Genomic DNA, 13,382 nt, shown 5'->3' on the forward strand with positions numbered 1-13,382 from the left:
GACACAGCCAACCTCACGATAACGCCACCTCAAGCCCACCAGCGGTATTTAAGCGCCGTGGAAAAACGCGTTGAGGCGATCTGTTCGCCGGGCATGCATTATTTTAGTTCGGATATTTGCGGGCTGTCGGGGCTTGTAGCCTACCAGACCCGCAGCCGTGCGGAACCGGATGCCGACGCGGCTTGTTTCGGTCCTGGAAGCCAAGCTTATCCGCAATTTTCTTGGCTCTGCCATCTTTTCCTGCGGCGATTGCCGGATAAGGTACTGCGCGCAACCGGACCTTTCTCATGTCGCTCCGCCTCGCCACCTTCAACGTCGAAAACCTGCTGACCCGTTTCGATTTCACGGGTTTTCGCAACCAGCTGCGCCAGGATCGCGTCATCAAGCTTTTCGAGGTGAACAGCGAGGGCGTCTACCAGCAGCTCGAGCAAGCGCGCGTGATCGCCGCCACCGATGATACGAGGCAGATGACGGCGCTGGCGATCGCGGATGCCGACGCCGATATTCTCTGCCTGCAGGAAATCGACAATATGGCCGCCCTTCAGGCGTTCGAATACGGTTATCTCTTCCGCATGGTCGGAAATGGGTATCGGCAGAAATTCCTGGTCGAGGGCAATGACAGCCGCGGCATCGATGTCGCCGTGCTGATGCGCGAGGAAACGCGCGATGGCCAGAAGATCGAGCTTAGAGATATCAGAAGCCATGCGATGACGACCTATCGCGACTTCGATCTCTTCGACGAGGAACTGGCGCTTACCAATCGTATCGACGACAAGATATTCAAGCGCGACTGCCTGGAACTCGACCTCCTGATCGGCGGCAGGCCTTTCTCGCTCTATGTCGTGCATTTCAAGTCGATGGGCAGTGCGCGCGACGGCCTGGACGGGCGGCAATCGACACTGCCGCTCCGTCGCGCCGAGGCGCGCGCCGTGCGCCGCGTCATCGAGGACCGCTTCGGCGCCGGCCACACAGCCTCGAAGAGCTTTGCCATATGCGGCGACATGAATGACTATCAGGAGCGCGTCGACGTCATTGGGCGGCGTGGCGCCGGCTATCGTTTCGAGCATCAGGTGGAGACCGAAAGCGCGCTCGACGTCTTCAGCCATGACAGCTTTGCTGAAAATGTCGTCCGCCGTCGTCAGCCCCTCGACCGCTGGACGCTTTATCATGCGCGCGGGCCGCAGGAGCAGCACCTCTGCCAGCTCGATTATATCTGGCTTTCGCCCGCACTTGCCGCCCTTAATGCAGGACTCCTGCCTGAGATCATCCGCAGCGGCCAACCCTACCGCACCATCTTCCCGCCGGGGCAGGAGGTGGAGCGTTATCCTCGTACCGGCTGGGACCGGCCGAAGGCCTCCGACCATTGCCCCGTCGTCATGACACTGGATCTCCCATGAAAACGAATTTGAAGATAAATTTTGCAAACACTGATTTTCCTGATGATTTCGCCGGCTGGCCGCCGGAAGCTACGGTCTTCCCCATCGCAGCCGTCGATCTCCGCGTCCTGCCCGGCACTCATCCTTTCGTCGCCGCCGAGGAAACGGCGATCCGCGAGAATTGGCTGAGGGAGATCGCCGCCAACCCGGCGCTCTTCGACGGGCGCCTGATCTTCCAGCAGCGGCTGTCGCTCGGCGAGGAGGGAATTTCGGGTGAGGGCTACGTCACGCCTTTTTCCGCCTTCATGTACTGGCGCCGCCAGCCGCAGCGCCAAGGCGGGCTGCACATCTTCGCCTATCCCGTGCTCGAAAGCTCCGACGGCGCGCTGGTTGCGATCCGCATGGGTGCGCACACCGCCAATCCCGGCCAGGTCTATTTCGCCGCCGGCTCTCTGGAACCCGAGGATATCTTCGACGGGCGCTGCGACATCGAGGCCAACATGCGCCGCGAGGTGCTCGAGGAAACCGGCCTCAATCTTTCCGATTCGGTGGCGGGGCAGGGGCTCTTTGCCAGCCACGCCAGGCGTACGGTGACGTTGCTGAGGCTCTTCCGTTTCGACCTGACGGCCGACGAGATGGTCGAGCGGATCGAGGCCCACATGCTGGTCGCCGAAGACAAGGAGATCGCGGGTGCGGTGGCGATCCGTTCGGCTGATCGGAACGCTTATCCGTATAACATCGCGATGCTGCCGGTGATTGACTGGTATTTCGGGAAGAGGGGCGCATAGGGCGCGGCAATCAGAGGCCGACCTCGTCCTTCGAGACCCCTTTCGGGGGGTACCACACTCGTCAAGCGCTTCCGAGAAAAATCGATTTTCATTAACGATCCCGCGCAAATTGCCGAGTGCAGACGTCTCCGGCCGGCGACGGGTTGTTCTTACCCGAGTTAGCGCCTTGCGCTCGGTCGCACGGTCGGGCAGGTTGACGGCCCGACGATCGATTCAAGGAGGCCGATGTGGCGCGAAGCTACAGCGTCTATGACGTGTTCACCGATCGAAAGCTTGCGGGCAACCCACTCGCAGTGGTTTTCGACGGCGACAATCTCAGCGACGAGGCGATGCAGGCGATCACCCGGGAGATTAATCTCTCCGAAACGGTTTTCGTGCAGCCTTCGACCAATCCCGCCTACGCGGCGAAGCTCAGAATCTTCACGCCGGGCCGGGAGCTGCCCTTTGCCGGCCATCCCACGGTCGGCACTGCGGTGGCGCTGGCCGAGCGGGCTCATGGCGCAGCGGCGCTCGATCTCGTCATGGTGCTCGAGGAAAACGTCGGGCCGGTGCGTTGCGCCGTGCGGCTGAGGCAGGGTGAGGCGAGCTTTGCCGAATTTGACCTGCCGCGCAAATCGCAGCAGGCCGTCATGCCGCTCGACAAGCTCGGCATCGCCGATGCGCTGTCGCTGAAGGTCACCGATATCGGCTTTGAAAATCACGTCCCCTCGGTCTGGAGCGCCGGCGTTCCGTTTCTGCTCATTCCGGTGCACGATGTCGGCACGGCTCAGCGGGTGGAATTCGATCCGCAGCTTTGGGAGAAGATCGTGCCCTTCGCCGATGGCGCGCTTGCCTCGGCCTATGTCTATTGCCGCGGCGGCGTCAACCACGTTGCGAAGTTCCATGCGCGCATGTTCGCCAGCGGCATGGGCATCGTCGAGGATCCGGCCACCGGCGCGGCGGCGGCGGCGCTCTCCGGAGCAATCCGCCATTTTGACCGGCTAACGGACGGGCACCACCCGATCATGATTGAGCAGGGCGTCGAGATGGGTCGTCCGTCCTTCATCCACCTGCATATCGATGTCGAAGGCGGGACGATTTCCAACGCGCGGATCGGCGGCCAGGCGGTGCGGCTGGCGAGCGGCACACTTGAGCTTTGAGTTTGCGAGAGCGCCGCGCTCCGTCAGCCGGGACGCTCTATCACCTTGAATTGGCGCATCATCCTTCTCGAAGATCGATTCCGAGTTCTAGGAGTGTGTGCCGCATTTCGGCGCTGCGGAAAAATCTTTGAGATTAACCAAAGAATTTTCGCTGATGCGCTGGACAAGCCTGCCGATCCTGTTTATACGCCCCGTCACACCGCGCAGCCAAGCGCGAACGGGTGATTAGCTCAGTTGGTAGAGCAGCTGACTCTTAATCAGCGGGTCGTAGGTTCGAGCCCTACATCACCCACCAAATCTCTTGATAAGATTGATTGAATAGCGTCAGCGCATGGTCTTGTTTCTAGGCCGACCGCATGTTTCGGCATGACTGGCCGTGTCGACCTGCGCACCCTATCTCTCCCCTATTAACGGGAGGGGTCATGAGAACCGTCATATTCATCGTGGCTTTATCCTTGCCGCTGCCGGCCTTTGCAGCGAGCGCAGTGGAGGTCAAAGCGGGGGACCACAGCTGCAGCGAGCTTGCGCAGATCATCCGGCAGAACAAGAAGGTCTTTGTCCGTGTCGGCCTCGGCGGCCGCAGCTTCCGCTACCCGCCGGCGCAGTGCGACATGGGCGACAAGCGCAGCACGACAAGCGTTGGCGATGCCGAAGGGAGGACTTGCGTTCTGGACTATGCCTGCGTGTTCGACCCGGCGTCGCCCTATAATTTCCCCTGAAGAATTCGTTCTCAGTTGCGTGGGATATCATCCAAAACCGCTCACGTTTTTTGTCGTTCATCACGCTCTCGCCTCCAGGAGTTCCCATGAAAAGCCTCTTTTTGGCCTTCGCCCTGTTGTTTCCGTCCGCAGCCCTCGCCGCCGAGGCGGTAGAGGTCAATGCCAGGGATCACAGCTGCAAGGAGCTTGCGCAAATCATCCGTAAGGACAAAGCCGTTTTCGTGCGCATGGGCATCGGCGGTCGCAGCTTCCGTTATCCGCCGGCCCGATGCAATCTGGGTGACAAGTACGACACTGCAACGGTGAGGGATAGAGACGGGAAGATGTGCGTTCTCGACTACGAGTGCGTGTACGATCCGCAATCCTTCTACAACAGGATTCCCAACTAACATCGGGCTGCAGGGGCGCTTCACGCGGCGAGCGTGAAATCGCCCGGTCTTCCCCGACAGGCCAAGAAAAAAGGCCGGGCGAAACTCGCACCGACCTTCCTCGATCTGTCTCAATGACGGCTGCCAGTACATCCGTGGTCAGCCGTCAGAGACAAATTTAATAATCTCTAAATAAGTGCCGATTTGCGGTTATTCAAGGGCCGGCCGTAGATAAGAAGCCGTGCCGGCGCGTCACCAGTTCCCCGGGACCATTGCATAGATCCTCCTTGGCGTGTCCTGCCGGATACGCCAAGGAGGCATCTAGCGCGACTCCTTACGACCGGGCAGCGATTACTGCTGGGCAGGAGCGGCCGGCGGGGTGGCCGGTGCAGGTGCCGGAGCAGGCGTTGCGCTGTTATCGGTCGGAGCGATCGGCTTAGCCGGGGCCGGCTCGGACTGGGTCGTGGAGGCTGTCGTATCCGGCGAAGTGCCGGGAGATGTGCTGCTCCACTGCGAATAGGCGAATGCAGCAACAGCGATCACGGCCAATGCAGCAACCCAAACAACCCACGTATTGCTGCTGCGCGCCGGCGGCGTCGTGCGCAGGTCCAGGTTCGGGTTCAGCGGGCGGTTCGGATCGTTGGCATTATTGGGGTCGTACGTCATGGTACTTTCTCCTCTTTCGGTGTGTGAGAAATGGACGAGCGGGACTTTTGTTCCATTCTGGGGGCGAAGCGTTTGTATTGCCGGGGTTTTTGGGGTTGGAGCGGCTTCTCGAGCGGCAGCGAAAGGCAATTGCGGGGGATGACACCTGAGGAGATCGCTGGCTGTCATATGTACGGCACAGCCGCCGTATAGACGGACCTAACCGCAGCGGAAGCGTCGTCCTTGACAGGACGGGGTGTCTTTGCCAATGCTTTGGTTCTGGGGTTGCGATCACCCCACGAGGCGACATGCTGAAGAATCGCGTCCGGTACAACCGATCAACGGAGGGACGCGTGATGCCGTCATTTCTCGAGATATCTCCCGACAAGCTCAGCCGCCTCATCGGAACACCCGGTGCGCCCTGCATCATCGACGTCCGCACGGACGAGGATTTCGCGCTCGATCCGCGCCTGGTGCCGGGCTCGATCCGGCGCGACCACGCCGAGGTTGCGTCGTGGGCTGATGGCATCGATGCCGATGCCGTCGTCGTGGTCTGCCACAGGGGAGCCAAACTCAGCCATGGCGTCGCCGCCTATCTCAGGCATGCGGGGATTGAGGCGGAAAGCCTCGAAGGCGGTTTCGAAGCCTGGGCCGCGGCCGGACCAGCGGTACCCGAGGCGAAGCTGCCGCGCCGCGACGGGCTGGGGCGCACCGTGTGGGTGACCAGGGCGCGGCCGAAAATCGACCGCATCGCCTGTCCTTGGCTGATCCGGCGCTTCGTCGATCCGAGCGCTGTCTTCCTGTTCGTGCCGGCCCCTGAGGTTGTCGCCGTCGGCGAGCGCTTCGGAGCTGCGCCCTTCGATATCGAGGACGTGTTCTGGAGCCATCGCGGCGAGCTCTGCACATTCGACGTGATGGTCGAGGAATTCGGGTTGGCGTCCGAACCGCTCTTGCGCCTGGCACGGATCGTCAGGGCGGCGGATACGGCCAGGCTCGATCTGGCACCCGAGGCGTCCGGTCTGCTTGCCGCCTCGCTCGGCCTCTCCAGAATGTATTCCGACGATCTGGAGCAACTCGAGGCCGGAATGCTTCTCTACGATGCCTTCTTCCGCTGGTGCCGTGATGCGACCGACGAGACCCACAACTGGCCCGCGCCGAAAAAGAGGGCATGAGATGGTCGATATGACGGAGAACGCGCCCGCCGGACAGGCGGGCAAGAAGGATGCGGGCGAGGGGCATCACCACGGCGTTTCGTTCGGGGAGGCCTTCCGGGTGTGGCTGCGCGTCGCCGCCTTGAGCTTCGGCGGCCCGGCCGGCCAGATCGCCGTCATGCACCGGATCATCGTCGACGAAAAGCGATGGATCGGCGAGCACCGCTTCCTGCATGCCCTGAATTATTGCATGCTGCTTCCTGGGCCGGAGGCCCAGCAGCTCGCCGTCTATATCGGCTGGCTGATGCACCGCACATTGGGGGGGCTCGTCGCCGGCGCGCTCTTCGTGCTGCCGGGCTTCCTGTCGATCCTTGGCCTCAGCTATATCTACGCGGCTTACGGCAGCATCGGCATCGTCGCCGGCCTGTTCTTCGGCCTGAAGGCGGCCGTCCTTGCCGTCGTCGTGCAGGCAGTCATCCGCATCGGCAGCCGCGCGCTGAGGAACCGCGTCATGCTTGCCATCGCGGCCGTGGCCTTCGTCGCCATCTTCTTCTTCCACGTGCCGTTCCCGCTGATCGTGCTGGCCGCCGGCATCGGGGGTTTCCTCGGCGGCCAGTTCGGGCTTGCTGCCTTTAGTCCGGGCGGCGGCCACAAGGCCGCAAGCGACGCGGTGCTGTCGGATGCCGAATCGGCGCTGGGCGAGGGTATTCCCGCGCATGCGCGCGCCAACCTCGCCTGGTCGCTGCGCATATCGGCCATACTGCTCGCCCTCTGGCTGGTGCCGGTCGCCGCCCTTTACGCGTTCTTCGGACAAGGTGACGTCTTCAGCCAGATCGGCCTGTTCTTCAGCAAGATGGCGGTCGTCACCTTCGGCGGCGCCTATGCCGCGCTCGCCTATGTCGCGCAGCAGGCCGTGCAGCATTTCGGCTGGCTGAAACCCGGCGAGATGCTGGACGGTCTCGGAATGGCCGAGACCACGCCGGGGCCGCTGATCATGGTGCTCCAGTTCGTCGGCTTCATGGCCGCCTTTCGCAATCCCGGCTCGCTCGATCCGATGCTTGCCGCCACCCTTGCCGCGATACTGACGACATGGGTGACCTTCGTGCCCTGTTTCCTCTGGATATTCCTCGGCGCGCCCTTCATCGAAAAGCTGCGCGGCAATGTGGCGCTTGCCGGGGCAATGTCGGCGATCACGGCAGCGGTGGTCGGAGTCATTCTCAACCTCGCCATCTGGTTCGGGCTGCATACGCTGTTTGCCGAAGTCGCGCAGGTCAGTTTCGGCAACCTGCGGCTCGATATTCCAGAGCTGCAATCTGCCGTACCGGCGGCAATCGCGCTTTCCGCCGCCGCCGCCATCGCGCTCTTCCGCTTCAAGACCTCGGTTATCACGACGCTCTTCGGCTGTGCGATCGCCGGCATGCTATGGACACTGGCGATGAATTGATCAGGCCTCTGCTCCCTCGACGGGAATGCGGGTCGCGAGCATCTTGTCGATGCGCATGCCGTCCATGTCGAGTACCTCGAAGCGCCAGTCTTCGAAGAGGAAGGTTTCGCCGGCTTCCGGGATATGTTGAAGCTGATGCAGCGCGAAGCCCGCCAGCGTATGGAAATCGGCGTCGGGGCGATCCTTGAGGCCGAGCCGTTCGAAGGCATCGAAGGCCGGCATCATTGCGTCGATCAGCAGCGAACCGTCTTCCCGCACGACGATGTCGGGCTCCTCGTCGGCGCCCGGCAGATCGCCGGCGATGGCCTCGAGCAGGTCGGTCTGGGTGACGATACCCTCGAGACTGCCGTATTCGTCGACGACGATGGCGAGGCGTACGGGCGATGCCTTGAAGCTGTCGATGACGCGTACGACCTTGGTACCCTCATGCAGCACCAGTGGCTGCTTGATCACCTCCAGCGGCCTGACCTTGCCGCCGTCGAGGACCTGATCGAGAAGATCCTTCTTCAATACCATGCCGATCGGTTCGTCGATCGAGCCGCGGGCGACCAGCAACTGCTCATGGCTGCACTCTCGGATCGTCTTCAGAATCTCCGCCTCGCTGTCGTCGGCATCGAACCATTCGATGTCGAGACGCGGTGTCATGATGTCGGAGATCGGCCGGTCGCCGATGTTGAATACCCGCTCGACGAGTTGCTGCTGCACCTGGTTCAGAAGACCCGCCTCCTGGCTCTCGGCGACCAACAGCTTCAACTCCTGCGGTGAGTGGAACGAGGATTCTCCGGTTCCGGCGCGAAGGCCGACGGCTCGCAGCACAAGGTTGCCCATGCCGTTCAAGGTGAAGATCGCCGGCTTGAACAATAGCAGGAAGAGGCCGAGGGGCCGCACGACCGCAAGCGAGGTGGCCTCGCTGCGCTGCAGCGCCAGACTTTTGGGCGCGAGCTCGCCGAGCACGATATGCAGCGCCGTGATGATGACGAAAGCGATGACGATGGCGACGGTATGGGCGCCGGTCGTTACCCATGGCTCAGGCAGCCAGGAGAGCAGCGGTTCGATCAGGTGGGCGAGTGCCGGCTCGCCGACCCAGCCCAGAGCCAGCGACGAGATGGTGATGCCGAGCTGGGTGGCGGCGAGATTGGCGTCGAGATTGTCGATGGCGCGCTGGAGAGCGGAGGCATTCATGCGACCGGCCGCGACGAGCTCGGCAACACGGCTGCGCCTCATCGAAACCAGTGCGAATTCGGCGGCGACGAAGAAGCCATTGGCAGCGACGAGAAAGAACACGGCTAGTATCCCGACAAAGTCGAAGAGCCCGCCCGCGGATTCGGACATATTTTGCTTACCCCTGAATTGATGCGAGTCCGAAACTACACGCTCGCACAGAGCTGGCAAGGCGCGGCCGCCATTCTTGCGATGCCGCGGCGCTTATCGCTTCGGCGCTTCGAAGAGCTCGACAGGGTTTCCGGCCGGGTCTTCCAGCAGGATCTGCTTGCCGCCGATGCCCTGGACTATGTCGTTGCGAAAATGCGCGCCCGCCTGGCGCAGCTTGGTGACTTCGGCTTGGAGGTCGGCGACTTCGATCTGGATGCGGTTCCATCCGCCGGGCTCCGGTTTTCGTCCGTCGGGCATTGCCTGGGAGGCGCCGCCCGGTCCGGTCGTGCCGCTGACGAGCAGACGAAAACCGTCCCTCGTCAGAATGGCGAAGCCTGGGGCCGGGTGAAGCGCGACCGAGAAGCCGAGATGCCGAGTGTAGAATTCCAACGCGGCGTCGACGTCGTCAACGATATAACGCATGCTGATGCCAGGCATGATTTCCTCCATCATCTCTTAAGTCGAGCGATCCCATGCGGCGGGTCCAACGGCGCCCGCGCTCGAGCGAAGGCGCGGAGCAACGCTCCGTCATTTGAATCTGCGCCCAATTCCGCAGAAAATCGAATCCGATCTTCGTGCCTGTGCGGCGATGCGTATCATCGGGAAAAGCGGCAGTTCACTGGAGTGTATAAGATGAAACTAAATATGATTCGTCTTGCCGGCACCGAGAAAGCCGGAGAGCGTTGCAATCGGAAGTCTATTGTCCATGGGGACCTCGTTGTATGCCGACGAAAAAAGGCGGATCGGGGTCATCCGCCTCTTTCCGTCTCAGCTCTCCCCATAGCGCCCTCCGCCGGGACGAGGATGCTCCGCACTTCTGGAATGGCACATGACTCTCCGAGATCACTCAGATTCCAAAGGATCATGCGCTGGAGAGGCAAGCCTTCATGCTGTCGGCGATGCCGCGTATGAGGGTGAAGTAGAGATCGGGGCCGGCCTTGAGCGTCGCTGCTTCCGGGTCGAGCACACCCGATTTGGCGCTCGTGCCCTCGATGACGACCTTGACCAGGCGTGGCTCGAATTGCGGTTCGGCAAAGACGCAGGTTGCGCCGAGTTCGCCGACCTTACGGTGGATTTCCGAAACGCGCTCGGCGCCGGGAATGGTTTCCGGGCTGACTGTGATCGAGCCGGCGACGCGGATGCCGTAACGGTGCTCGAAATACTGGTAGGCGTCGTGGAAGACGACGAAGGGCTTGTCCTTGACGGGGGCGACGGTGGCGGCGATCTCCGTGTCCAGCGCCGTCAGCTTGTCATCAAGCGCCTTGGCATTGGCCTGATAGGTCAGTGCATTGGCGGGGTCGGCGGCGACCAGCGTGGTGGTGATGACAGTGGCCATCGCCTTCGCATTCATCGGATCGAGCCAGAGATGCGTATCGAAGGCGCCGTGCCCGTGCTCATGCTCTTCATGATCATCATGATGCGCTTGGCCATCGTCATGTCCGGGCTCAGCCGCATGGTCGTGACCATGGTCATTTCCGGCGGCATCCGCATGCTCGGGAGCGCTTTCATGGTTCCCGTCGTCATGCGCCTCGAAGGCGCCGCCTTCGCGGAAGGGCAGCTTGGTCAAACCAGGCGCATTGTCGAGTTCGACGACACTGGCGTTCGAGCCCAGCGCGTCGAGCGGCTTTTCCAGGAAAGCCTCCAGGTTCGGGCCGACCCAGAAGATGACCTTGGCCTCCTGTAGCGAGCGCGCGTTCGAAGGCTTCATGCTGTAGGTGTGCGGGGAGGAGGCGCCATCGACGATCAGCTCCGGCTCACCCACGCCCTCCATGATCGCCGCAACGAGCGAATGAATCGGCTTGATCGAGGTGACGACGACGGGAGCATCGGCGGCCCGCATCGTGCCGGCAAAGAGCAGGGCGGGGATCGCAAGGGCCGGGATGGCGAGGACAGCCGGTATTCTGAGGGCCAGGCTGTCCAGGGCAGGCCCCAAGGCGCGTTTCATCATATGCTCCGTTGAATTGCAAATGTTATGTTATTACATCAATTGCGTTATGCTATAACGTGTGCAATAGCAGGATGCAACAGCGCTGTCGGAAAATTTGATGCTCTCTCCCGCAAATACCAAGGGCGAACGGCTGGTTTCGCTCGAAAATGTCGGCGTTCTGCGCGGCGGCCGCTGGCTGGTGCGCGGCGTCGAATTTTCCGTTTCGCGCGGCGAGATTGTCACGTTGATCGGGCCGAACGGCTCGGGCAAGTCGACGAGCGCCAAGGCCGCCATCGGCGTGCTGAAGCCCGACGAGGGCAGGGTGGAGCGACGCCCGGGCCTCAAGGTCGGCTATGTCCCGCAGAAGCTTTCGATCGACTGGACGCTGCCGCTGACGGTGCGCCGGCTGATGACGCTGACGGGGCCACTGCCGGAGCGCGACATCCAGGCAGCGCTCGAAGCCGCCGGCGTCGCCCATATGATAGGCGCCGAGGTTCAGCATCTCTCCGGCGGCGAGTTCCAGCGGGCGCTGATGGCCCGGGCGATTGCCCGCAAGCCCGACCTGCTGGTGCTCGACGAGCCGGTGCAGGGAGTGGATTTCTCCGGTGAGATAGCGCTTTACGACCTCATCAAATCGATCCGCAACGCCAGCGGCTGCGGCATCCTGCTGATTTCCCACGATCTCCACGTCGTGATGGCCGAGACCGATACGGTGATCTGCCTCAACGGCCATGTCTGCTGCCGCGGAACGCCCGAGACCGTCAGCCGCAGCCCGGAATATGTGCGCCTGTTCGGCAGCCGGGCAGCCCAGACGCTTGCGGTCTACAGCCATCACCACGATCATACCCACCTGCCGGATGGCCGAGTGCGTCATGCCGACGGCACTGTGACGGATCATTGCTATCCCGAGGATGGGCATCATGCTCATGGGGGCCATGAACACGCGCATGACCACGGGCATGAGCACGCACATGGCTCCCATGAGCACGGGCATGACCACGCTCACGAAGATCATCGTGGGCACGATCACGCGCATGAACACGCCCATTCCCGCAGCGGGGAGGGCCGCCATGCTTGACGATTTCTTCGTGCGCGCCATCCTTGCCGGCGTCGGGTTGGCGCTGACGACGGGGCCGCTCGGCTGCTTCATCATCTGGCGTCGCATGGCCTATTTCGGCGATACAATCGCCCATTCGGCGCTTCTCGGCGTCGCGCTGTCGCTGTTGTTCGAACTCAACCTGACGCTGGCCGTCTTCGCCGTCGCCGCGCTCGTATCGGTGTTGCTGCTCTTCCTGCAGAAGCGCCAGGCGCTCTCGGCCGATGCGCTGCTCGGCATCCTCTCTCATGCCACGCTGGCGATCGGCCTCGTCATGGTCGCCTTCATGAGCTGGGTCCGGATCGATCTCATCGCCTTCCTGTTCGGCGATATCCTTGCCGTCTCCACATCGGACATCGCGCTGATCTGGGGTGGCGGGCTCTTCGTGCTGGCGGCGATCGCCTGGCTCTGGCGGCCGCTGCTCGCGGCCACCGTCAATGCCGAGCTTGCCGAGGCCGAGGGGCTGCGGCCCGAGCGGGCGCGGCTCTTCTTCATGCTGCTGATGGCCGTCGTCATCGCAATAGCCATGAAGATCGTCGGCATCATGCTGATCACCTCACTGCTGATCATTCCGGCGGCTGCAGCGCGCCGCTTCTCGGTCACGCCGGAGATCATGGCAGTGCTCGCCGCGCTGATCGGGGCGGCCGCCGTCGTCGGCGGGCTGTTCGGCTCACTGACCTACGACACGCCGTCCGGCCCCTCGATCGTGGTCGCGGCGCTGATCCTCTTCATTCTCAGCCTGCTTCCCGTCAGGCGCCGCGCGCTCGCGCAAGGACAAGGCTCATGACAACACCGCAACTCACCAAGAACCAGGCGCTGGTTTTCGAAGTGCTCGAGAAGGCCGAGGGGCCGCTCAGCGCCTATACCATCCTCGACAAGTTGCGCGACCATGGTTTTCGCGCGCCGCTACAGGTCTACCGGGCGCTGGAAAAGCTGCTCGAATACGGCGTCGTGCACCGGCTCGAAAGCATCAATTCCTTCGTCGCCTGCGCCCATCCCGGCGACAATTGCCATAGCCACGGTATCGTCGCTTTCGCCATCTGCGAAAGCTGCGGCCAGGTGATGGAATTCCACGACCACGAAGTCGACCACCGGCTGATGGGCTGGGTGCGCGGGCAGAAGTTCAAGCCCGAGAAGACCACGATCGAGATCCGCGGATTGTGCGAGGCGTGCGCTGCGTGAGGCGGGGAGCTCCGTCCCGCTACAAAGGACACGGCATTCAATAACATAGGGCCGCAAACCGGCCCTCCGTTTATTAACAACCTTTTCCGTCCGGGTCATCCTCGCGCTGGCTTGGAGGATCTGCTTCGTGTCGACCCTACGGAGATGCTCGCGACAATCGCGAGCATCAGGAAAGG

General features: G+C 62.4%; 14 protein-coding genes and 1 tRNA gene. 11 read left to right on the plus strand and 4 right to left on the minus strand.

The genetic code is table 11. The features are described from left to right. The first annotated feature begins 287 nt into the window (after window positions 1-287). The 6 genes from FHT70_RS14630 (at window position 288) to FHT70_RS14655 (ending at window position 4,411) form a co-directional block, all read left to right on the plus strand. Window positions 288-1,397, plus strand: coding sequence for an endonuclease/exonuclease/phosphatase family protein (locus FHT70_RS14630; protein WP_183702415.1), 1,110 nt, complete (start codon window positions 288-290; stop codon window positions 1,395-1,397). Further along, the gene (locus tag FHT70_RS14635) at window positions 1,394-2,164 is read left to right on the plus strand and encodes an NUDIX hydrolase (RefSeq protein WP_097598051.1); all 771 of its coding nucleotides are present in this window, start codon (window positions 1,394-1,396) and stop codon (window positions 2,162-2,164) included. The genes FHT70_RS14630 and FHT70_RS14635 overlap by 4 nt, the downstream gene beginning before the upstream one ends. Window positions 2,165-2,391: 227 nt before the next feature. After that, window positions 2,392-3,303: a PhzF family phenazine biosynthesis protein gene (locus tag FHT70_RS14640; RefSeq protein ID WP_183702418.1), complete on the plus strand. Its 912-nt coding sequence runs from the start codon at window positions 2,392-2,394 to the stop codon at window positions 3,301-3,303. Between the two features lie 219 nt (window positions 3,304-3,522). Continuing rightward, a tRNA-Lys gene (locus FHT70_RS14645) sits at window positions 3,523-3,598 on the plus strand. A 127-nt stretch (window positions 3,599-3,725) separates the two neighbouring features. Continuing rightward, complete coding sequence (locus tag FHT70_RS14650; protein WP_085778665.1) at window positions 3,726-4,022, plus strand: hypothetical protein; 297 nt, start codon at window positions 3,726-3,728, stop codon at window positions 4,020-4,022. An 86-nt stretch (window positions 4,023-4,108) separates the two neighbouring features. Then, window positions 4,109-4,411, plus strand: coding sequence for a hypothetical protein (locus FHT70_RS14655; protein ID WP_085778664.1), 303 nt, complete (start codon window positions 4,109-4,111; stop codon window positions 4,409-4,411). Window positions 4,412-4,741: 330 nt separating this feature from the next. Here the strand turns inward: FHT70_RS14655 and FHT70_RS14660 are convergent, their stop codons facing one another. Beyond that, window positions 4,742-5,056: a hypothetical protein gene (locus tag FHT70_RS14660; protein ID WP_085778663.1), complete on the minus strand. Its 315-nt coding sequence runs from the start codon at window positions 5,054-5,056 to the stop codon at window positions 4,742-4,744. Between the two features lie 335 nt (window positions 5,057-5,391). Between FHT70_RS14660 and FHT70_RS14665 the strand changes: the two genes are divergently transcribed. After that, window positions 5,392-6,207 (plus strand): sulfurtransferase/chromate resistance protein, encoded by an 816-nt coding sequence (locus FHT70_RS14665; protein ID WP_097598053.1) that lies wholly within the window; start codon window positions 5,392-5,394, stop codon window positions 6,205-6,207. Between the two features lies 1 nt (window position 6,208). Continuing rightward, window positions 6,209-7,630 carry a chromate efflux transporter gene (gene chrA, locus FHT70_RS14670; protein ID WP_097598054.1) on the plus strand — a complete coding sequence of 474 codons (1,422 nt, stop codon included), beginning with the start codon at window positions 6,209-6,211 and terminating at the stop codon, window positions 7,628-7,630. Here chrA and FHT70_RS14675 read toward each other — a convergent pair whose 3' ends face one another. The 3 genes from FHT70_RS14675 to FHT70_RS14685 form a co-directional block, all read right to left on the minus strand. Continuing rightward, window positions 7,631-8,962 (minus strand): hemolysin family protein, encoded by a 1,332-nt coding sequence (locus tag FHT70_RS14675; RefSeq protein ID WP_097598055.1) that lies wholly within the window; start codon window positions 8,960-8,962, stop codon window positions 7,631-7,633. Window positions 8,963-9,055: 93 nt separating this feature from the next. After that, the gene (locus FHT70_RS14680) at window positions 9,056-9,439 is read right to left on the minus strand and encodes a VOC family protein (protein WP_097598056.1); all 384 of its coding nucleotides are present in this window, start codon (window positions 9,437-9,439) and stop codon (window positions 9,056-9,058) included. A 424-nt stretch (window positions 9,440-9,863) separates the two neighbouring features. After that, complete coding sequence (locus FHT70_RS14685) at window positions 9,864-10,946, minus strand: zinc ABC transporter substrate-binding protein (RefSeq protein ID WP_183702421.1); 1,083 nt, start codon at window positions 10,944-10,946, stop codon at window positions 9,864-9,866. 100 nt (window positions 10,947-11,046) lie between these two features. Here FHT70_RS14685 and FHT70_RS14690 point away from each other — a divergent pair, with 100 nt between their 5' ends. The 3 genes from FHT70_RS14690 to FHT70_RS14700 are packed head-to-tail and all read left to right on the plus strand — an operon-like array spanning window position 11,047 to window position 13,206. Then, window positions 11,047-12,006, plus strand: a complete 960-nt coding sequence (locus FHT70_RS14690) for a metal ABC transporter ATP-binding protein (RefSeq protein ID WP_183702424.1) — start codon at window positions 11,047-11,049, stop codon at window positions 12,004-12,006. Next, window positions 11,999-12,811, plus strand: a complete 813-nt coding sequence (gene znuB / locus FHT70_RS14695) for a zinc ABC transporter permease subunit ZnuB (protein WP_183702427.1) — start codon at window positions 11,999-12,001, stop codon at window positions 12,809-12,811. Before FHT70_RS14690 ends, znuB begins: the two co-directional genes overlap by 8 nt. Then, complete coding sequence (locus tag FHT70_RS14700; protein WP_183702430.1) at window positions 12,808-13,206, plus strand: Fur family transcriptional regulator; 399 nt, start codon at window positions 12,808-12,810, stop codon at window positions 13,204-13,206. The genes znuB and FHT70_RS14700 overlap by 4 nt, the downstream gene beginning before the upstream one ends. The last annotated feature ends 176 nt before the right edge of the window (window positions 13,207-13,382 follow it).

This window comes from Rhizobium sp. BK049, assembly GCF_014193135.1.
GTDB lineage: Bacteria > Pseudomonadota > Alphaproteobacteria > Rhizobiales > Rhizobiaceae > Rhizobium.

Bases quoted from the DNA above. Each gene is read 5' to 3' on its own strand.
- FHT70_RS14650 (WP_085778665.1), top strand. From the start codon at position 3,726: ATGAGAACCGTCATATTCATCGTGGCTTTATCCTTGCCGCTGCCGGCC.
- FHT70_RS14660 (WP_085778663.1), bottom strand. From the start codon at position 5,056: ATGACGTACGACCCCAATAATGCCAACGATCCGAACCGCCCGCTGAAC.
- FHT70_RS14630 (WP_183702415.1), top strand. From the start codon at position 288: ATGTCGCTCCGCCTCGCCACCTTCAACGTCGAAAACCTGCTGACCCGT.
- chrA (WP_097598054.1), top strand. From the start codon at position 6,209: ATGGTCGATATGACGGAGAACGCGCCCGCCGGACAGGCGGGCAAGAAG.
- FHT70_RS14690 (WP_183702424.1), top strand. From the start codon at position 11,047: ATGCTCTCTCCCGCAAATACCAAGGGCGAACGGCTGGTTTCGCTCGAA.
- FHT70_RS14700 (WP_183702430.1), top strand. From the start codon at position 12,808: ATGACAACACCGCAACTCACCAAGAACCAGGCGCTGGTTTTCGAAGTG.
- FHT70_RS14665 (WP_097598053.1), top strand. From the start codon at position 5,392: ATGCCGTCATTTCTCGAGATATCTCCCGACAAGCTCAGCCGCCTCATC.
- FHT70_RS14635 (WP_097598051.1), top strand. From the start codon at position 1,394: ATGAAAACGAATTTGAAGATAAATTTTGCAAACACTGATTTTCCTGAT.
- FHT70_RS14680 (WP_097598056.1), bottom strand. From the start codon at position 9,439: ATGCCTGGCATCAGCATGCGTTATATCGTTGACGACGTCGACGCCGCG.
- FHT70_RS14655 (WP_085778664.1), top strand. From the start codon at position 4,109: ATGAAAAGCCTCTTTTTGGCCTTCGCCCTGTTGTTTCCGTCCGCAGCC.
- FHT70_RS14675 (WP_097598055.1), bottom strand. From the start codon at position 8,962: ATGTCCGAATCCGCGGGCGGGCTCTTCGACTTTGTCGGGATACTAGCC.
- FHT70_RS14685 (WP_183702421.1), bottom strand. From the start codon at position 10,946: ATGAAACGCGCCTTGGGGCCTGCCCTGGACAGCCTGGCCCTCAGAATA.
- znuB (WP_183702427.1), top strand. From the start codon at position 11,999: ATGCTTGACGATTTCTTCGTGCGCGCCATCCTTGCCGGCGTCGGGTTG.